The organism is Bacillus sp. RB3 (genome assembly GCF_030164735.1).
GTDB lineage: Bacteria > Bacillota > Bacilli > Bacillales > Bacillaceae_G > Bacillus_A > Bacillus_A cereus.
On sequence record NZ_JASNGE010000001.1, the window covers coordinates 369995 to 388480 of the forward strand.

The following is an 18486-nucleotide window of genomic DNA, read 5'->3' on the forward strand; positions in this document are numbered from 1 at the left end:
AAACACCTCTTATCCTTTCGGTTTGAATAACAATGCTCCAATGAAGCCGAAAATAATAGCCGCTGATACACCGGCGCTCGTTACTTTAAACATGCCGGTAATAACGCCAACGATGCCATGTTTTGCAGCTTCTTCCATTGCGCCATGAACGAGGGCATTACCAAAGCTTGTAATAGGTACAGTTGCCCCGGCTCCAGCGAAATCAATTAATGGCTCATACAAATTAAATCCATCTAATATAGCTCCAGCAACAACGAGTGTTGCCATTGTATGAGCAGGTGTTAGTTTGCCGACATCAAACATAAGTTGGCCGATTACACATATGAGTCCGCCAATGACGAAAGCCCAGAAAAAAATCATTGCGTTGCACCTCCAAATTCAATCGAAACGGCGTGAGCGATACACGGAATCGTTTCTTCTTGTTGGAATGTAAGTGGAGATAGTAAAGCGCCTGTCGCAACGACAAGTATTTTTTTGAACTCTCCTCTTTTCATTCGGTTTAATAAATGACCGTACACGACTGTTGCAGAACATCCAGGTCCGCTAGCACCAGCTATGACAGGTTGTCCTTCTCTATAAATGATAATTCCGCAATCTTGAAATTGTTCGCTCGTTACTTTCGTTCCGTGTTTATGTAGTAAGTCATAAGCAATTTCGCGTCCTACATGTCCGAGATCGCCTGTTACGATTAAATCGTAGTAAGAGGCATCAATTTGACGTTCACGTAAATGGGCTTCAATTGTATCAACTGCAGCTGGAGCCATTGCGCCTCCCATATTAAACGGATCCGTTAATCCCATATCAACCACTCGGCCGATTGTTGCAGAGGTTACTCTTGGACCGTGTCCAGTATCGCTTAAAATAGCGGCTCCTGCTCCGGTTACTGTCCACTGTGCAGTAGGCGGCTTTTGTCCACCGTATTCGGTAGGGTAGCGGAACTGTTTTTCTACAGCTGTATTATGGCTTGAAGCTCCAGTTAATAAATATTTTGCACCTTTTGCATTTACGATACTTGCCCCAAGTGCTAAACCTTCCATAGAAGTAGAGCAAGCCCCGAATAATCCGAGATAAGGAGTCCCAAGTGTGCGGCAAGCAAAGCTTGTTGGAGTAATTTGATTAATTAAATCTCCTGCGAGTACGAATTGAATATCATCTTTACGAAGTTCTGCTTTTTCAGTAGCGCGACTACAAGCTTCTTCAAATAAAATCTTATGTGCTTTTTCATAGGAATCTTGTCCGAGCCATAAATCTTCATGAAGGATATCGAAGTCTTCTGGGATGTTCCCCTTTGCTTCAAATGGTCCACCGACAACCCCTGTTGAAATAATGACTGGTTTGTTTTCAAATACCCACGTTCGGTGTCCTTGTAACATTTATAGCCCTCCCCATTGAACGAGAATAGTTTTAATAAGTGCGATGACGAAAGCGGAAAATACACCAAATAAAATAACAGAACCAGCTAGTTTAAACATATTACCGCCGACACCAAGTACAAAACCTTCCGTTCGGTGTTCAATACACGCGGAGATAACAGAGTTACCAAATCCAGTGACAGGTACAGCTGTTCCAGCGCCTGCAAACTGACCGAGACGATCGTATACACCGAATCCGGTTAGCAACATTGAGATAAAAATGAGAGTTGCGACTGTTGGATTTCCTGCTGAGCGTTCGGTAAAATCGAAATACGTAATATAAAAAGTTGATATCAGTTGCCCGATTAGGCAGATAAAACCACCAACGAAAAAGGCCTTTAAACAATTTTTTAGAACAGGGCGTTTCGGTTCGCGTTCTTGCTCAAATTTTTTGTATTCCTGTTGTACAGGGGTTAAGTTTTTATCTTTACTTGACATTGCAATCCTTCCTTTTCTATTCGAAAGCGTTAAGTGTTAGATTCCATTTCTGATCCGATTAGCTTTAACTGTTTTTTGATCTCATCTTTAGATACTTCTTTTTTCTTAATTTTGTTTGCAAGCTTTTCGAGTAACATAAAGATTTTTTTATCTGTACTAACACGAACATCGAAAGTAGGATATTCATCACTTAGTTGCTTTTGAAGTTTCTTGCGCAAAGGTTTTAATCCAAACCTTTCATGATGCTCAGGTATAACCGCTATGTAGAGATCTAAATTTGAATTCACTGCTGCGCTTTTTATAATTTCATCCATAGCGAGGGCCTTTTTCTTAGCTCCTTGCGATATAGATTGATTAAAGGATTCTGTACTCATCTTTGTTAATTTTGGACCCTTTTCTTTTTCTGTTCGTTTTGTTTCTTCTTTCTTTACCTTTTTATCTAATGGGCTATGATCACAACCGGTAAAAGAACTAAATAGAAGTATAAATAACGCGGTTATAAGTCCAATCTTTCGCATAATCATCATTCCATTTCTATTGCAATATGTAATGTGATAGAAAAAGGATGACTGCATATCATCCTTTTTCTATTTCACAGCAAGACTGATTCATTATTGCTGTGAGTATTGTGGTTCTTCTTGTTGGACTTCTTCAACACGTGGGTTTAAAGAATCGATAATCGTTTGTGTTTGCTGCGCAGCTGTTTGGAAAAGTTGCTTAGCTTGTTGGTTATCCGTATCAAGAGCGAATCCCTCTAAGCTAGCTTGTGCACTTTTTAATCCAGAAACAGTCTGCTTTAATTTTGTAATTACAGTCATTGAATGAAGCCCCCTTTGGAATATCAATTCAAAGATTATAATTTGTGAGTTGGGGAGAATTTATGATTGGAAAATTTAGGGGTGGAATGGATTTTATATGCTTTTAGCTAAGATGCATAAGGTATTACGGGGATATTTTTATTGATTTAGATGGATTTTATTGCTATTATTATGAGAAGAAAATGAAGTGTTTTCTATAATCATGCGCCCATAGCTCAGTCGGATAGAGCGGTGGTTTCCGGTACCACGTCTGCCGGGGGTTCGAATCCCTCTGGGCGCGTCAAAAAGTCCTAACTTACGTTTTGTAGGTTAGGACTTTTTTTATTTACCTCTTGTTATATCTAGTAATAAGATTTACTATTAGTACTTGATAATAATTTTTAATTTTATTATTTTCTTTCAATATTATTCAAATTTCGGTTGTAAGTTGTAAATCTCATTAATACATATAAATTAATAATATTTTGGAATGGGTGTCTGCGTGAGGATTCTCCTTTTACCAAACTTATTGTACAATAGAAACAAGGGGGAGATTAGTTTGAAGGCAAGTCTTTTACAAGAACAAAGCTTACGTTTGGCAATGACACAAGAGTTAAGGCAAGCGATTACAATGCTCCAGTATAATGTACAAGAATTATCGGAGTTTTTGTATGAGCAATCGTTAGAGAATCCCCTTATTGAGTTAGGTGGTTTTGAGAGGGAGAAGAAAAAGAGCTCTAACAACAGTAAAAGTACCAGCAAACAAGTCGAGAATCAGATGGAGATCTACAGTGTGGATTCTACAACGATTCAGCAACATTTATTAAATCAAATACAGTATTATAAAATAGATGAAGAAGAGCGAAAAGTAGCTTCTTTCATTATTATGAACATGGATGGAAATGGATATTTACAAGAAACGAATGAAGAGTTAGCAGAGCTCCTTTCTGCACATATTCATGTAGTCGACCGTTCTGTAGAGCTTGTCCAATCACTGGAGCCAGCAGGGGTAGGGGCGCGTAATATTCAGGAATGTTTAACCTTACAATTGAAGCGCTTACAAAGACGTAATGGATTAGCAGAAGAGGTTGTAGAAGATCATTTCGCTTATTTTGTGAAGAAAGATTGGCGAAAGCTCGTTCAAGTGTTGAAATGTAGTAATGAGGAATTGCAGAGTGCGGTAAATTGTATAACGTCATTACAACCAAAACCAGGTCTTGCGTTTTCTTCAGATAAACCACTTTACATTGTACCTGATATGGCGGTGAAAAAAGATGGCGATCGCCTCGTTTTACAAATGAATGAGAGAAATATGCCGAGAATTGAAATTCATTCTGAATATAGTGCGCTTCTTAATAATAGTGAAAGTGAAGTAGCATCTTACGTATCAGAAAAGTATCAGCATGTGCAGTGGATTATGCGCAGTTTGAAGCAGAGAAAACAGACGCTTCTGCAAGTAATGACTATTATTATGGAAAAACAACGTGATTTCTTCTGGAAAGGTCCAGAGTATTTAAGACCTCTCGCTTTAAAAGAGGTAGCGGAAGAGTTAAGTGTGCATGAATCGACAATTAGTCGTGCGACGCGAAATAAATATGTGCAAACACCACACGGTTTATTTGAGATGAAATCGTTCTTTAGCAATGCCGTTTCGACGACTGAAGATGAAGCAGTTTCTACAAAACGTGTAAAACAATTTATTCAAACGCTAATTGGGGCAGAGGATAAGAAAAAGCCACTTTCAGATCAAAAGATTTCAAAATTATTAGAAGAAGAGCATGAAATTGTTATTTCTCGAAGAACAGTGGCGAAGTATAGAGAACAAATGCATATCCCAGCTTCGTCATTACGAAAAACGATCGGATAGGTGAAGAAGATGAAAGTTGTACTGTATACTAAAAAAGATTGTGGCCTTTGCGTGAAGGCGAAACAAGTTTTACAGGAAGTACAATGTGAATATTCTTTTCAAATCGAGGAAATAGATATATATGAAGATAATGACCTTTTAGAAAAATATCACTTAATGATTCCGGTTGTAGAAATGGACGGAAAACAAGTAGAATATGGTAACATTCACAAAGGTGTCATAATAAACTATATAAAGAATGCAGTTAAGAGTTGAATAAGTTTCTATCTCCTGTTACAATAATACACGTAGCAGGGATTATTTTTTTAACCTATGTGGGACACAAAATGTCACTACGGGACGTAAAGTGACCACGAGGGAAAATGAACCGATGTAGTGAGGAGAAAAGATATGCGCTCATGGATTCAGAACACAAAAAAATTATTACCTGATCTGCTACCTGTTATGCAAACGAGAATGCAAATTCTTCAATACATTAGGCTCATGCAGCCGATTGGAAGAAGAAACTTATCAGCAAGTCTCGGTATGACAGAACGAGTATTGCGAAGTGAAGTTCAAGTTTTGAAAGAACAAAACTTAGTTCACGTCGCTTCTTCTGGAATGACTTTGACAGAAGAAGGAACAGCTTTAGTTCTTGCTTTGGAAGACTTTATGAAAGAAATTTCCGGGTTAAAGGTTTTAGAAAAGCAACTTAAGGAAACATTAGACTTGGATGAAGTTTTCGTTGTCCCTGGTGATAGTGATGAATCACCTTGGGTCAAACTGGAGATGGGCCGTGCTTGTGTGACTTGTATAAAAGACCGTCTGACAGCGAATAATATCGTTGCTGTGGCTGGAGGAACTACGCTAGCTGCTGCTGCGGACATGATGCAACTTGATTGCAAAGATTTACATATGCTGTTTGTCCCAGCACGTGGTGGAATTGGAGAAGGTGTTGAATTAGAAGCCAATACCATTTGTGCCAAGATGGCGCAAAATACGATGAGTAATTATCGCTTATTGTATGTTCCAGACCATGTTAGTAGCGAAGCATATGCGTCTATTGTGACAGAGCCTTCCGTGAAAGAAGTTCTTGAGTTGATTCGATCTTCCAATATCGTCATTCATGGAATAGGTGATGCGTTAACAATGGCACGTCGCAGAAGTACTTCAGAAGCAGATTGGTTAAAGATTCAGGCAAGCGAAGCAGTTGGCGAAGCTTTCGGTTACTACTTTAATGAAGAAGGAAATGTTGTTCATAAAGTAAGAACAGTTGGTATGCAACTAGAGGACTTACAAAATGTATCTCATGTTGTTGCAGTCGCTGGAGGTTCTTCAAAGGCAAAAGCAATACAGGCTGTAATTAAACAAGGGCACACTTCAATTCTAATTACAGATGAAGGTGCAGCAAAACAGTTAACAAAGGGTTTTACCCTTTAATATAATCCCCCAAGGAGGAAATTCAAATGACTAAAATTGGTATTAATGGATTTGGACGTATCGGACGTAACGTATTCCGCGCAGCTCTTAACAACTCTGAGGTAGAAGTAGTAGCAATCAACGACTTAACAGATGCTAAAACATTAGCTCACCTTTTAAAATATGACACAGTTCACGGAACTTTAAATGCAGAAGTATCTGCTAACGAAAACAGCATCGTTGTTAACGGTAAAGAAATTAAAGTTATCGCTGAGCGTGACCCAGCTCAATTACCATGGAGCGACTACGGAGTAGAAGTAGTAGTAGAATCTACTGGCCGTTTCACTAAAAAATCAGATGCTGAGAAACACTTAGGTGGATCAGTTAAGAAAGTTATCATCTCAGCTCCAGCTTCTGACGAAGATATCACTGTAGTTATGGGTGTTAACCACGAACAATACGATGCAGCTAACCACAACGTAGTATCTAACGCTTCTTGTACTACAAACTGTCTAGCTCCATTCGCTAAAGTATTAAACGAAAAATTCGGCGTAAAACGCGGAATGATGACAACAATTCACTCTTACACTAACGACCAACAAATCTTAGACTTACCACACAAAGATTTACGTCGTGCTCGTGCAGCAGCTGAAAACATGATCCCAACATCTACTGGTGCAGCTAAAGCTGTAGCATTAGTATTACCAGAACTTAAAGGTAAATTAAACGGTGGCGCTGTACGTGTTCCAACTGCTAACGTTTCTCTAGTTGACTTAGTTGTTGAACTTGACAAAGAAGTAACAGTTGAAGAAGTAAATGCAGCATTCAAAGCAGCAGCTGAAGGCGAATTAAAAGGTATCCTTGGATACAGCGAAGAGCCATTAGTATCTATCGACTATAACGGATGTACAGCTTCTTCTACAATCGATGCATTATCTACAATGGTAATGGAAGGTAACATGGTTAAAGTACTTTCTTGGTACGATAACGAAACTGGTTACTCTAACCGCGTAGTAGACCTAGCAGCTTACATGACTTCAAAAGGTCTTTAATTCTTAATTATATAAGTTATCAATGACAAAACGAGGGAGAGGGTTTGTTCCCTCTCTCTCTTCTTTCGTTTTAAAAGCAAATGTGTTAAGCTTTTGAGTGGGTTTTGTCAATCCTAACTAGTAGTCGGAGGGAAATCCAATGAACAAAAAATCAATTCGTGACGTAGATTTAAAAGGTAAGCGTGTATTTTGCCGCGTTGATTTCAACGTACCTATGAAAGAAGGCAAAATTACAGATGAAACTCGTATCCGTGCAGCTCTTCCTACAATTCAATATTTAGTAGAGCAAGGTGCGAAAGTTATTTTAGCAAGTCACTTAGGCCGTCCAAAAGGTCAAGTAGTAGAAGAAATGCGTTTAACTCCAGTAGCAGCACGTTTAGGCGAGCTTCTTGGTAAAGACGTTAAAAAAGCGGACGAAGCATTCGGACCAGTTGCACAAGAAATGGTTGCAGCAATGAACGAAGGCGACGTATTAGTTCTTGAAAACGTACGTTTCTATGCGGGCGAAGAAAAGAACGATGCAGAACTTGCGAAAGAATTTGCAGCACTTGCTGACATCTTCGTAAACGATGCATTCGGTGCAGCTCACCGTGCTCACGCTTCTACAGCAGGTATCGCAGACTACCTACCAGCAGTATCTGGTCTATTAATGGAAAAAGAGTTAGATGTACTTGGTAAAGCACTTTCTAACCCAGAACGTCCATTTACAGCTATCATCGGTGGCGCGAAAGTAAAAGATAAAATCGGTGTAATTCGTCATCTATTAGACAAAGTAGATAACTTAATCATCGGTGGCGGACTTGCTTACACATTCGTTAAAGCTTTAGGTCATGAAATTGGTCTATCTCTATGTGAAGACGACAAGATCGAACTAGCTAAAGAATTTATGCAACTTGCAAAAGAAAAAGGCGTAAACTTCTACATGCCAGTTGATGTTGTAATCACTGAGGAATTCTCTGAAACTGCAACAACTAAAATCGTTGGTATCGACTCTATCCCTTCTAACTGGGAAGGCGTGGACATCGGTCCTAAAACACGTGAAATTTATGCAGATGTAATTAAAAATTCTAAGCTTGTTGTATGGAATGGACCAATGGGTGTATTCGAAATGACTCCATTCGCAGAAGGTACAAAAGCAGTAGGACAAGCATTAGCAGATGCAGAAGATACATACTCTGTTATCGGCGGTGGTGACTCTGCAGCAGCTGTTGAAAAATTCGGTATGGCTGATAAAATGAGCCACATTTCTACTGGCGGCGGTGCGTCATTAGAATTCATGGAAGGTAAAGAGCTTCCAGGTGTAGTTTGTCTTAACGACAAATAAGTAGCAGCCAAAGAAAAAGGACGGTGCAAAGCATGCGTAAACCAATTATCGCAGGTAACTGGAAAATGAATAAAACTCTATCAGAAGCAGTTAGCTTCGTAGAGGAAGTTAAAGGTCAAATCCCAGCAGCTTCAGCTGTTGATGCAGTAGTTTGCTCTCCAGCTCTATTCTTAGAGCGCCTTGTAGCAGCAACTGAAGGAACTGACTTACAAGTAGGTGCACAAAACATGCACTTCGAAAAAAATGGTGCATTCACTGGCGAAATTAGCCCAGTAGCACTTAGCGACTTAAAAGTTGGCTATGTAGTACTTGGCCACTCTGAGCGTCGTGAAATGTTTGCTGAAACAGATGAGTCAGTAAACAAAAAGACTATCGCAGCATTTGAACATGGTTTAACACCAATCGTATGTTGTGGTGAGACTTTAGAAGAGCGCGAAAGCGGAAAAACATTTGATTTAGTAGCAGGTCAAGTGACAAAAGCACTTGCAGGTTTAACAGAAGAGCAAGTTAAAGCAACTGTTATCGCTTATGAGCCAATCTGGGCTATCGGTACAGGTAAATCTTCTTCTTCTGCAGATGCAAACGAAGTATGTGCGCACATCCGTAAAGTTGTTGCAGAAGCTGTTTCTCCAGAAGCTGCAGAAGCTGTTCGTATCCAATACGGCGGTAGCGTAAAACCAGAAAACATTAAAGAGTATATGGCACAATCTGACATCGACGGCGCTTTAGTTGGCGGTGCTAGCTTAGAGCCTGCTTCGTTCTTAGGTCTTCTGGGGGCGGTAAAATGAGAAAGCCAACAGCTTTAATCATTCTTGACGGTTTCGGACTTCGTGAAGAAACTTACGGGAATGCTGTAGCACAAGCTAAGAAACCTAATTTTGATGGTTACTGGAACAAATTCCCTCACACAACGCTTACAGCTTGTGGCGAGGCAGTAGGTCTTCCAGAAGGTCAAATGGGTAACTCTGAGGTTGGTCACTTAAATATCGGTGCTGGCCGCGTAGTATATCAAAGCTTAACACGCGTTAACGTTGCAATTCGTGAAGGCGAGTTCGATAAGAACGAAACTTTCCAAAATGCAATTAAAAGTGTAAAAGAAAAAGGTACTGCACTTCATTTATTCGGTTTACTTTCTGACGGTGGTGTGCACAGTCACATGAACCATATGTTTGCTCTTCTTCGCCTAGCAGCAAAAGAAGGCGTGGAGAAAGTTTATATCCATGCATTCTTAGACGGCCGCGATGTTGGACCACAAACAGCAAAAGGTTATATCGATGCAACGAATGAAGTAATTAAAGAAACAGGAGTAGGACAATTCGCGACTATCTCTGGTCGTTATTACTCTATGGACCGTGACAAGCGTTGGGATCGCGTAGAAAAATGTTACAGTGCTATGGTGAATGGTGAAGGCCCTACTTATAAATCAGCAGAAGAGTGTGTAGAAGACTCTTATGCGAACGGTATCTATGATGAATTCGTATTGCCGTCTGTAATTGTTAACGAAGATAACACGCCAGTTGCAACAATCAATGATGATGATGCAGTTATCTTCTATAACTTCCGTCCAGACCGTGCAATTCAAATTGCTCGTGTATTTACAAACGAAGACTTCCGTGAGTTCGATCGTGGTGAAAAAGTACCTCACATTCCAGAATTCGTATGTATGACACACTTCAGTGAAACTGTAGATGGTTACGTGGCATTCAAGCCAATGAACCTTGATAACACTTTAGGTGAAGTTGTTGCGCAAGCGGGATTAAAGCAACTTCGCATCGCGGAAACTGAAAAGTATCCGCACGTTACATTCTTCTTTAGCGGTGGTCGTGAGGCTGAATTCCCAGGAGAAGAGCGTATCTTAATTAACTCACCGAAGGTTGCAACGTATGACTTGAAACCTGAAATGAGCATTTACGAAGTAACGGACGCTTTAGTAAATGAAATCGAAAATGATAAACATGATGTTATCATTCTTAACTTTGCGAACTGTGATATGGTTGGCCATTCTGGGATGATGGAACCAACAATTAAAGCAGTAGAAGCAACTGACGAATGTTTAGGAAAAGTTGTAGAAGCGATTCTTGCAAAAGATGGTGTAGCACTTATTACTGCTGACCATGGTAATGCTGATCAGGAGTTAACTGCTGATGGCGGTCCTATGACAGCTCATACAACTAACCCGGTTCCTTTCATCGTTACAAAAAATGATGTAGAGCTTCGTGAAGGTGGTATTTTAGGAGATATCGCTCCAACAATGCTTACACTTTTAAATGTGGAACAACCGAAAGAAATGACAGGTAAAACAATTATTAAATAATTTGCTTATATAAAAAGGAGAGAATTTATTATGTCAACAATTATTGATGTTTATGCTCGCGAAGTCCTTGACTCTCGTGGTAACCCAACTGTAGAAGTAGAAGTTTACACAGAAAGCGGCGCTTTCGGACGCGCTATCGTACCAAGTGGTGCATCTACTGGTGAGCACGAAGCAGTAGAATTACGTGACGGTGACAAATCTCGTTACCTTGGTAAAGGTGTTGTTAACGCAGTAAACAACGTTAACGAAATTATCGCTCCAGAAATCGCTGGTTTCGATGTAACTGACCAAGCTGGTATCGACCGTGCTATGATCGAATTAGATGGCACTCCAAACAAAGGTAAACTAGGCGCTAACGCTATCCTTGGTGTATCTATGGCAGTAGCTCACGCAGCAGCTGACTTCGTAGGTCTTCCATTATACCGTTACCTTGGTGGATTCAATGCAAAACAATTACCAACTCCAATGATGAACATCATCAACGGTGGTTCTCACGCTGATAACAACGTTGACTTCCAAGAGTTCATGATCTTACCAGTTGGTGCTCCAACATTCAAAGAATCAATCCGTATGGGTGCTGAAGTATTCCATGCACTTAAAGCTGTATTACATGACAAAGGTCTTAACACTGCAGTAGGTGACGAAGGTGGATTCGCTCCAAACCTTGGTTCTAACCGTGAAGCTTTAGAAGTAATCATCGAAGCTATCGAAAAAGCTGGTTACAAAGCTGGCGAGAACGTATTCTTAGGAATGGACGTTGCTTCTTCTGAGTTCTACAACAAAGAAACTGGTAAATATGACCTTGCAGGCGAAGGCCGTACTGGCTTAACTTCTGCAGAAATGGTTGATTTCTATGAAGAGCTTTGCAAAGACTTCCCAATCATCTCTATCGAAGATGGTTTAGACGAAAACGACTGGGATGGTCACAAATTATTAACTGAGCGTATCGGTGATAAAGTACAATTAGTTGGTGACGATTTATTCGTAACTAACACTCAAAAACTTGCTGAAGGTATCGAAAAAGGTATCTCTAACTCAATCTTAATTAAAGTTAACCAAATCGGTACTTTAACTGAGACTTTCGAAGCTATCGAAATGGCTAAACGTGCTGGTTACACAGCAGTTGTATCTCACCGTTCTGGTGAAACTGAAGATGCTACAATCGCTGACATCGCAGTTGCAACTAACGCTGGCCAAATCAAAACTGGTTCTATGAGCCGTACTGACCGTATTGCTAAGTACAACCAATTATTACGCATCGAAGACGAACTAGGCGAAATCGCTGTTTACGATGGTATCAAATCTTTCTATAACATCAAACGATAATTGTAGGAAATAAACGACAGACCGTGAGAAATCACGGTCTGTTTTTTTTATGCTAAAATTGTTCACCCGTCATAAGTGACATGAAATGTTTGAAGAAGCGGTTATAGTCAAAATCAATTGCGATTTGATGAACCGGCCAATCAATAAATGGCTTCTGGTTCACTAAAGAGCGAAATTCCCCTATGCTTGCTCCTTGTGCAGAGGATTCTGTCATGACAACAATAGGTGATTTATGATACGTGAACATAGAGTTATCAAATAAAGCGAGTATTGGCATTGTGTCATGGAAGGGGCTCCCCTTTAAATGTGGTAGGGCGTCTTTATAATATCCGTAGTAATAATGATCAAATAACGGTTTGGCAAGTGGAGCTTTTCCTTTTGCCTCAATGTACTCTGCCATTTCTGGTGTAATGATGGAGTATTGAGTGACGTTTAATGGGTATATGTACATGTTAACTGCGGATTGAAGGACTATATTAGCAGCAGTAGGATCGCCATAAAAGTTTGCTTCGGAAATAGGGGTAACATTACCAGGATGTAAAAAGGCACCGCCCATTACGTAGTAAGATTTAATTTGTTTCATTAACTGTTTGCACATGATAAACAAAATTGCTAGGGAGGTAAGTCTTCCTAAACTCACAATGATTAATTCATCTTTATACTGTTCAATAAGAGGAATGACTTCAAAAAAATTCTCCATTTCTCCGTTAGTCACATTCACCTTTGGAATAATTGGACCGAGCCCCTGTTTCCCATGTACATCCGTAAAAAACGCAGGTGGGGCACCAGTAAGGGGACGTTCTGAACCACCGAATATCTTGATATTTCTATTCTTTGTTTCGTTATTAAAAAAATGAGCATTTTCTACGGCCATTTTTTTTGGAACATTGCCGTAATCAGCAACGATACCGACGATTTCTATTTCATCGATAAAGAATGCTAAGAGGAGAGCCATCGTATCATCAATCCCAGGATCACAAAAAATGAGAACTTTTTTGGGCATATGTTCACCACCTATCTTGTTTATCCGGTACAAATCCGCTTCGTGAGGGATAATAATTAATGGGGATGAGGAAAACCTCAATGATTAAAGTTTCACTTTATATATATGTAAGTTTAAGGATAAAAAGATTATTTTATTGAAATAATAGTCTTTTAAATTCAGAAAATAAAAACTTTTTATATTAGGTCAAGGTTTTTGACGTAATTTTCGTTTGAAAATGCAGTCATATCAAGGTTGTAAGCGTATAACATAGGCTGTTTTTGCTGTCAAGTTGATAAATTGCAGCTTTTTACAATTTATACTATGATAAAGATATTAACAGAAGATCGTATAAACATGAGGGATGATGAACATGAAATTTACAAAGATTCTTGTCCAAATTGCTGCTCTTTACGTGTTTTATATGGTTGGAACTTGGGTGCAAGAAATGTTAAATATTCCGATTCCAGGAAGTTTGATTGGAATGTTCCTCTTACTTGTTTTACTTAGCCTAAAAGTTCTTCCAGTGAAATGGTTCGATTTAGGAGCAGAAACACTCGTTGCTATTATGCCGTTTTTATTAATTCCGCCAACGCTTGGCCTAATGAATTACGGTGCTTTTTTTATGAGTAAAGGAATTTCTCTTTTCATTACAGTTGTAGCGAGTACATTTTTAATTATTATTGTCGCAGGACATACAGGACAATATCTTGCGAATAGGAAGGAAAGAGAGTCGCGATGAGCCAAATATTAATCGGAATTGGTTGGGTTCTTTTTACGGTGCTATTATATCAATTATCTAAAAAAATCTATAAATTATTTCCAACACCATTCACCATTCCAATGCTTGTAGCAACTGGATTAATGGCTTTCCTATTTATCGTGCTTGATATACCATATCAACATTATATGGAAAGTGGTGGTGGCTGGATTGCAAAGCTACTTGGACCCGGTGTTGTAGCATTTGCAATTCCTCTTTATAAACAACGTCATGTTCTGCAAAAATATGTTGTACCGATTGCTGGCGGGGTATTAGTAGGTACAACAGTTGCAATCGCTAGTGATTTTGCGATTGCTTCACTTATGGGAACGGATAAAAGCTTAATCTTATCGTCATTACCAAAATCGGTGACAATGCCAGTTGCGATGAGTGTTTCTGAACAAGTTGGTGGTGTACCTTCCTTAACAGCAGCTTTCGTTGTTATCGCAGGTATTACTGGAACGATTACAGGCCCACTTTTATTAAAATGGAGCCGTGTTACAAACTCAGTTGGTAAAGGTATCGGATTTGGATGTGCTTCTCATATTATGGGCGTGATGAGAGCAATGAAAAATAATGAGCATGAAGGTGTTATTGGATCGGTAACAATGACATTAACAGCAATTTTGACATGTTTACTTGGACCGTTATTTGCGATGATGTTTATGTAATAGAAGAAAAGCGAGAGCGCCTCTATAGCTCTCGCTTTTCTATAGAATTTATGCTACAGTTACAATAACTGAATCTTTGTAGGAGGTACGCCAAGTGCATACGTTATTATCAGTTTTACTTATTATTGTATCGATTTTAATGATTGTTATGGTACTTATGCAATCTAGTAATAGCTCAGGCCTTTCAGGTGCAATTTCAGGCGGTGCGGAGCAATTATTTGGTAAGCAAAAGGCACGTGGGATTGAAGCGGTATTAAACCGTATTACAATTGTTTTAGCTGTATTGTTCTTTGTATTAACAATTGGTGTTACGTACTTCAATTTATAGAATTGAAAGAAGAAGCGTTAGTGAATGGTACTAATGGTTCTTCTTTTTTTGTTTTGCTATTTGAAAGATGTTTCTAATTAGATTATAGAAATACAAATATGGTACACTAGATATAGAAAGAATACGACTAGATTACAGAAGAGAAAGAGGAGAAATACATGATGAAATTAGCATCTCCGAAACCATTTACATTTGAGGGTGGAGAACGCGCTGTTTTATTACTACATGGATTCACAGGGAACTCAGCTGATGTACGTATGTTAGGGCGTTTCTTAGAAAAGAAAGGCTATACTTGTCATGCCCCAATTTATAAAGGGCACGGTGTACCACCAGAAGAGCTTGTTCATACAGGGCCTACAGATTGGTGGCAAGATGTAACGGAGGCATATCAGCTTTTAAAAGATAAAGGTTTTGAGAAAATTGCTGTTGTTGGATTGTCACTTGGCGGCGTATTTTCTTTAAAATTAGGTTATACAGTACCGGTTTTAGGTGTAGTACCAATGTGTGCACCGATGTATATTAAGAGCGAAGAAACGATGTACCAAGGTATATTGGCATATGCCCGCGAATATAAAAAACGTGAGCAAAAATCACCTGAACAAATTGAACAAGAAATGTTGGAATTCCAAAAGACACCGATGAATACATTAAAAGCATTACAACAATTAATTGCTGACGTACGTAACAATGTGGATATGATTTATGCACCAACATTTGTTGTACAAGCACGTCATGACGAAATGATTAATACAGATAGTGCTAACATTATTTATAACGGTGTAGAATCTACGTTAAAAGACATTAAATGGTATGAAGACTCTACGCATGTCATTACACTTGATAAACAACGTGACGAGCTACATGAGGATGTATATAACTTCTTGGAGCAACTAGATTGGTAAGATCTAGTTGCCTCTTTTTTTCATAAGGAATTTTTTGTGAAAACTGTAAAAATCATAAGGGGAGTATTGAAGTTTCACTTTATACATCCCCTATCTTTCGGATACACTAAATAATATAAGGTTTTAAAGGAGGTATTTTTGCTTGGAAGAAATCATACAAGAACATATTGATAAGTTGTTATTATTTATGAGAGAAGAAGCGTATAAACCGCTAACGATACAAGAGTTAGAAGAGGCATTTGGAATTGAAGGTTCTGAGGGTTTTAAAGATTTTGTAAAGGCACTTGTAACGATGGAAGAGAAGGGACTTGTTATTCGTACACGTAGCAACCGTTACGGTCTTCCTGAAAAGATGAATTTAGTACGAGGTAAATTAATTGGACATGCACGTGGTTTTGCATTCGTTGTACCAGACGAGAAGAAAACGGGAGACGATGATCTTTTCATCCCGCCTACAGAATTAAACGGTGCACTTCATGGCGATACAGTATTAGCACGCCTTAGTTCTCAATCGAGCGGTTCGCGTCAAGAAGGTTCAATTGTACGCATTTTAGAGCGTGGAACGAAAGAACTAGTTGGTACATATACAGAATCGAAAAACTTTGGATTCGTTATACCTGACAATAAGCGCTGGACGAGTGATATCTTTATCTTGAAAAGCGCATCGATGGGTGCTGTAGAAGGTCATAAAGTAGTTGTGAAAATTACGAGCTATCCAGAGAATCGTTTAAGTGCAGAAGGTGAAGTTATTCAAATTCTAGGTCATAAAAATGATCCAGGAGTAGATATTTTATCTGTCATTCATAAACATCATTTACCTTTAGCATTCCCTGAGGAAGTGATGGAGCATGCAAACAGTGTACCAGAAACGATTTCAGAAGAAGATTTAAAAGATCGCCGCGACCTACGTGACCAAATGATCGTAACGATTGATGGTGCAGATGCGAAAGACTTAGATGATGCTGTTACAGTAACGAAGCTTGAGAACGGTAACTACAAGCTAGGCGTTCACATTGCGGATGTAAGTCATTACGTTCAAGAAGGCTCTCCAATTGATGTTGAAGCAGCGGAAAGAGCGACGAGTGTATATCTTGTTGACCGTGTAATCCCGATGATTCCGCATCGTCTATCTAACGGTATTTGTTCATTAAATCCGAAAGTAGACCGTCTGACGTTATCTTGTGAAATGGAAATCAACAACTTAGGTGATGTTGTTAAACACGAGATTTTCCAAAGTGTGATTAAAACGACAGAGCGTATGACGTATGCTGACGTAAGAAGCATTTTAGAAGATGAGGACGAAGAGTTAATTAAGCGTTATGAGCCGCTCGTACCGATGTTTAAAGAGATGGGTCAATTGGCACAAATTTTACGTGAAAAACGTATGCGCCGTGGTGCAATTGACTTTGACTTTAAAGAAGCGAAAGTATTAGTAGATGAAGAAGGAAAACCGACAGACGTTGTCATGCGCGATCGTTCTGTATCAGAGAAGTTAATTGAAGAATTTATGCTTGTTGCGAATGAAACAGTAGCAGAGCACTTCCACTGGATGAACGTACCGTTTATGTACCGTGTCCATGAAGATCCGAAAGAAGATAAGCTTGAGCGTTTCTTCGAGTTTGTAACGAACTTCGGATATGCGGTAAAAGGACGTGCGAATGAAGTGCACCCTCGTGCGTTGCAACAAATTCTTGAAATGGTTCAAGGACAGCCAGAAGAAGTAGTTATTTCAACAGTTATGCTTCGTTCTATGAAGCAAGCTCGTTACGATGCGGATAGTTTAGGACATTTCGGTTTATCAACTGAGTTCTACACACATTTCACATCACCAATTCGTCGTTACCCAGATACAATCGTTCATAGATTAATTCGTGAATACATTATTAATGGTAAAGTCGACAACGAAACGCAAGCAAAATGGCGTGAAAAATTACCTGAGATTGCAGAGCACTCTTCTAATATGGAACGCCGTGCTGTTGAAGCAGAGCGTGAAACAGATGAGATGAAAAAAGCAGAGTATATGGTTGATAAGATCGGTGAAGAGTATGACGGTATGATTAGCTCTGTAACAAACTTCGGTTTATTCGTAGAGCTTCCAAATACAATTGAAGGTCTTGTACACGTTAGCTACTTAACGGATGATTACTACCGTTATGACGAGCAACATTTCGCTATGATCGGAGAACGTACAGGAAACGTATTCCGCATCGGTGATGAAATTACAATTCGCGTTATTAACGTAAACAAAGACGAGCGTGCAATCGACTTTGAAATCGTTGGCATGAAAGGCACACCTCGCCGTAAGTTCAAAGATCGTCCAGTCGTTATCGAGCAGCCAAGAACAGGCAGAAAGAAACGCGGTGGACGTAGCGAGCGCAGTAATGAGCGCGGCGGTGAACGTGGCACAGGTAGAAAATTTGACCGTGGTGGTAAAGGAAAAGGAAGAGGATCTGCATCTGCATCCGCTTCTGCTAGTCAGCCAGGAAAAAAAGATGGTAACGGTAAGAAGAAAAAAGCATTCTTCGAAAACGTACCAGGATTCAAGAAGAAAAAGAAAAAGCGTAAGTAAGAAAAGAGTGGCTTCGCTTTGATGAAAAGCGGGGCCGTTTTCTTTTTTCTTCGTGGCTTGAGAGCGAGCCACTTTCGCTTTTTGATGGAATCCAGCTACAGTGGCTAGAATGTTCGGCGGCTTCACTTCTTCCCGAGAGGCAAAGAGCGCCTCAAGGTCAGAAGCTCCATCCATCTCACATTCTGAGCGAGCCACTTTCGCTTTTAATGGAATCCAGCTACAGTGGCTAGAATCTGTTGGCCATTTCACTCCCTCGGACGAAGCAAAAAGCGCTTCTCTGTCGGGAGTTCCAATGTCCAAAGATTCTGAGCGAGCCACTTTCGCTTTTTATTAACATTTGTTACAA

At 39.5% G+C, this 18486-nt stretch carries 19 protein-coding genes and 1 tRNA gene; 14 read left to right on the forward strand and 6 right to left on the reverse strand.

Going from position 1 to position 18486, the window contains the following annotated elements; all coding sequences use genetic code 11:
• Positions 1–9: 9 nt before the first annotated feature.
• From spoVAE to QO049_RS01775, 5 genes are all read right to left on the reverse strand, one after another.
• On the reverse strand, positions 10–360 hold the full coding sequence (spoVAE, locus tag QO049_RS01755) for a stage V sporulation protein AE (RefSeq protein ID WP_000575919.1): 351 nt from the start codon (positions 358–360) through the stop codon (positions 10–12).
• Positions 357–1373 (reverse strand): stage V sporulation protein AD, encoded by a 1017-nt coding sequence (gene spoVAD / locus QO049_RS01760; protein ID WP_000938972.1) that lies wholly within the window; start codon positions 1371–1373, stop codon positions 357–359. Before spoVAD ends, spoVAE begins: the two co-directional genes overlap by 4 nt.
• Positions 1374–1850, reverse strand: coding sequence for a stage V sporulation protein AC (gene spoVAC, locus QO049_RS01765; RefSeq protein ID WP_000095408.1), 477 nt, complete (start codon positions 1848–1850; stop codon positions 1374–1376). It lies immediately after the preceding gene.
• A 29-nt stretch (positions 1851–1879) separates the two neighbouring features.
• Positions 1880–2368, reverse strand: coding sequence for a YhcN/YlaJ family sporulation lipoprotein (locus QO049_RS01770; protein ID WP_001226064.1), 489 nt, complete (start codon positions 2366–2368; stop codon positions 1880–1882).
• Between the two features lie 93 nt (positions 2369–2461).
• Positions 2462–2668 carry a DUF1657 domain-containing protein gene (locus QO049_RS01775; RefSeq protein ID WP_000216166.1) on the reverse strand — a complete coding sequence of 69 codons (207 nt, stop codon included), beginning with the start codon at positions 2666–2668 and terminating at the stop codon, positions 2462–2464.
• Between the two features lie 204 nt (positions 2669–2872).
• On the opposite strand from QO049_RS01775, the gene QO049_RS01780 reads away from it, so the two are divergent.
• The 9 genes from QO049_RS01780 to eno all read left to right on the forward strand — a co-directional run bounded on the left by QO049_RS01780 (position 2873) and on the right by eno (position 11928).
• Positions 2873–2948: transfer RNA gene (locus QO049_RS01780), tRNA-Arg, on the forward strand.
• 258 nt (positions 2949–3206) lie between these two features.
• Positions 3207–4514: an RNA polymerase factor sigma-54 gene (gene rpoN, locus QO049_RS01785; RefSeq protein ID WP_000647955.1), complete on the forward strand. Its 1308-nt coding sequence runs from the start codon at positions 3207–3209 to the stop codon at positions 4512–4514.
• 9 nt (positions 4515–4523) lie between these two features.
• Positions 4524–4769, forward strand: a complete 246-nt coding sequence (locus QO049_RS01790; RefSeq protein WP_000869730.1) for a glutaredoxin family protein — start codon at positions 4524–4526, stop codon at positions 4767–4769.
• Positions 4770–4904: 135 nt separating this feature from the next.
• Positions 4905–5933 carry a gapA transcriptional regulator CggR gene (gene cggR / locus QO049_RS01795; RefSeq protein ID WP_001258185.1) on the forward strand — a complete coding sequence of 343 codons (1029 nt, stop codon included), beginning with the start codon at positions 4905–4907 and terminating at the stop codon, positions 5931–5933.
• Positions 5934–5959: 26 nt separating this feature from the next.
• On the forward strand, positions 5960–6964 hold the full coding sequence (gap, locus tag QO049_RS01800; RefSeq protein WP_000161236.1) for a type I glyceraldehyde-3-phosphate dehydrogenase: 1005 nt from the start codon (positions 5960–5962) through the stop codon (positions 6962–6964).
• Between the two features lie 139 nt (positions 6965–7103).
• The gene (locus QO049_RS01805) at positions 7104–8288 is read left to right on the forward strand and encodes a phosphoglycerate kinase (protein WP_001036350.1); all 1185 of its coding nucleotides are present in this window, start codon (positions 7104–7106) and stop codon (positions 8286–8288) included.
• 32 nt (positions 8289–8320) lie between these two features.
• Positions 8321–9076, forward strand: coding sequence for a triose-phosphate isomerase (tpiA, locus tag QO049_RS01810; protein WP_001231038.1), 756 nt, complete (start codon positions 8321–8323; stop codon positions 9074–9076).
• Entirely contained in the window at positions 9073–10602 is a 1530-nt protein-coding gene (gpmI, locus tag QO049_RS01815) for a 2,3-bisphosphoglycerate-independent phosphoglycerate mutase (RefSeq protein ID WP_001231158.1), read from the forward strand. The genes tpiA and gpmI overlap by 4 nt, the downstream gene beginning before the upstream one ends.
• Positions 10603–10632: 30 nt before the next feature.
• Entirely contained in the window at positions 10633–11928 is a 1296-nt protein-coding gene (eno, locus tag QO049_RS01820) for a phosphopyruvate hydratase (RefSeq protein WP_000103951.1), read from the forward strand.
• Between the two features lie 52 nt (positions 11929–11980).
• Here the strand turns inward: eno and QO049_RS01825 are convergent, their stop codons facing one another.
• Positions 11981–12931 carry a nucleoside hydrolase gene (locus tag QO049_RS01825; RefSeq protein WP_246961582.1) on the reverse strand — a complete coding sequence of 317 codons (951 nt, stop codon included), beginning with the start codon at positions 12929–12931 and terminating at the stop codon, positions 11981–11983.
• A 352-nt stretch (positions 12932–13283) separates the two neighbouring features.
• On the opposite strand from QO049_RS01825, the gene QO049_RS01830 reads away from it, so the two are divergent.
• The 5 genes from QO049_RS01830 to rnr all read left to right on the forward strand — a co-directional run bounded on the left by QO049_RS01830 (position 13284) and on the right by rnr (position 18140).
• Positions 13284–13652, forward strand: coding sequence for a CidA/LrgA family holin-like protein (locus QO049_RS01830; protein ID WP_000673222.1), 369 nt, complete (start codon positions 13284–13286; stop codon positions 13650–13652).
• Complete coding sequence (locus tag QO049_RS01835) at positions 13649–14341, forward strand: LrgB family protein (RefSeq protein ID WP_000078304.1); 693 nt, start codon at positions 13649–13651, stop codon at positions 14339–14341. Before QO049_RS01830 ends, QO049_RS01835 begins: the two co-directional genes overlap by 4 nt.
• A 94-nt stretch (positions 14342–14435) precedes the next feature.
• Positions 14436–14669, forward strand: coding sequence for a preprotein translocase subunit SecG (gene secG, locus QO049_RS01840; protein WP_000557264.1), 234 nt, complete (start codon positions 14436–14438; stop codon positions 14667–14669).
• 161 nt (positions 14670–14830) lie between these two features.
• Positions 14831–15571 (forward strand): carboxylesterase, encoded by a 741-nt coding sequence (estA, locus tag QO049_RS01845; RefSeq protein WP_162200390.1) that lies wholly within the window; start codon positions 14831–14833, stop codon positions 15569–15571.
• Positions 15572–15713: 142 nt separating this feature from the next.
• Positions 15714–18140 carry a ribonuclease R gene (gene rnr, locus QO049_RS01850; RefSeq protein WP_000391096.1) on the forward strand — a complete coding sequence of 809 codons (2427 nt, stop codon included), beginning with the start codon at positions 15714–15716 and terminating at the stop codon, positions 18138–18140.
• The last annotated feature ends 346 nt before the right edge of the window (positions 18141–18486 follow it).

What these genes read in the sequence shown, in the direction of transcription:
- eno (WP_000103951.1), top strand. Translation starts at nt 10,633, where the DNA reads ATGTCAACAATTATTGATGTTTATGCTCGCGAAGTCCTTGACTCTCGT.
- QO049_RS01825 (WP_246961582.1), bottom strand. Translation starts at nt 12,931, where the DNA reads ATGCCCAAAAAAGTTCTCATTTTTTGTGATCCTGGGATTGATGATACG.
- cggR (WP_001258185.1), top strand. Translation starts at nt 4,905, where the DNA reads ATGCGCTCATGGATTCAGAACACAAAAAAATTATTACCTGATCTGCTA.
- QO049_RS01790 (WP_000869730.1), top strand. Translation starts at nt 4,524, where the DNA reads ATGAAAGTTGTACTGTATACTAAAAAAGATTGTGGCCTTTGCGTGAAG.
- gap (WP_000161236.1), top strand. Translation starts at nt 5,960, where the DNA reads ATGACTAAAATTGGTATTAATGGATTTGGACGTATCGGACGTAACGTA.
- QO049_RS01835 (WP_000078304.1), top strand. Translation starts at nt 13,649, where the DNA reads ATGAGCCAAATATTAATCGGAATTGGTTGGGTTCTTTTTACGGTGCTA.
- gpmI (WP_001231158.1), top strand. Translation starts at nt 9,073, where the DNA reads ATGAGAAAGCCAACAGCTTTAATCATTCTTGACGGTTTCGGACTTCGT.
- QO049_RS01830 (WP_000673222.1), top strand. Translation starts at nt 13,284, where the DNA reads ATGAAATTTACAAAGATTCTTGTCCAAATTGCTGCTCTTTACGTGTTT.
- tpiA (WP_001231038.1), top strand. Translation starts at nt 8,321, where the DNA reads ATGCGTAAACCAATTATCGCAGGTAACTGGAAAATGAATAAAACTCTA.
- QO049_RS01775 (WP_000216166.1), bottom strand. Translation starts at nt 2,668, where the DNA reads ATGACTGTAATTACAAAATTAAAGCAGACTGTTTCTGGATTAAAAAGT.
- spoVAD (WP_000938972.1), bottom strand. Translation starts at nt 1,373, where the DNA reads ATGTTACAAGGACACCGAACGTGGGTATTTGAAAACAAACCAGTCATT.
- spoVAE (WP_000575919.1), bottom strand. Translation starts at nt 360, where the DNA reads ATGATTTTTTTCTGGGCTTTCGTCATTGGCGGACTCATATGTGTAATC.
- estA (WP_162200390.1), top strand. Translation starts at nt 14,831, where the DNA reads ATGAAATTAGCATCTCCGAAACCATTTACATTTGAGGGTGGAGAACGC.
- QO049_RS01805 (WP_001036350.1), top strand. Translation starts at nt 7,104, where the DNA reads ATGAACAAAAAATCAATTCGTGACGTAGATTTAAAAGGTAAGCGTGTA.
- spoVAC (WP_000095408.1), bottom strand. Translation starts at nt 1,850, where the DNA reads ATGTCAAGTAAAGATAAAAACTTAACCCCTGTACAACAGGAATACAAA.
- QO049_RS01770 (WP_001226064.1), bottom strand. Translation starts at nt 2,368, where the DNA reads ATGCGAAAGATTGGACTTATAACCGCGTTATTTATACTTCTATTTAGT.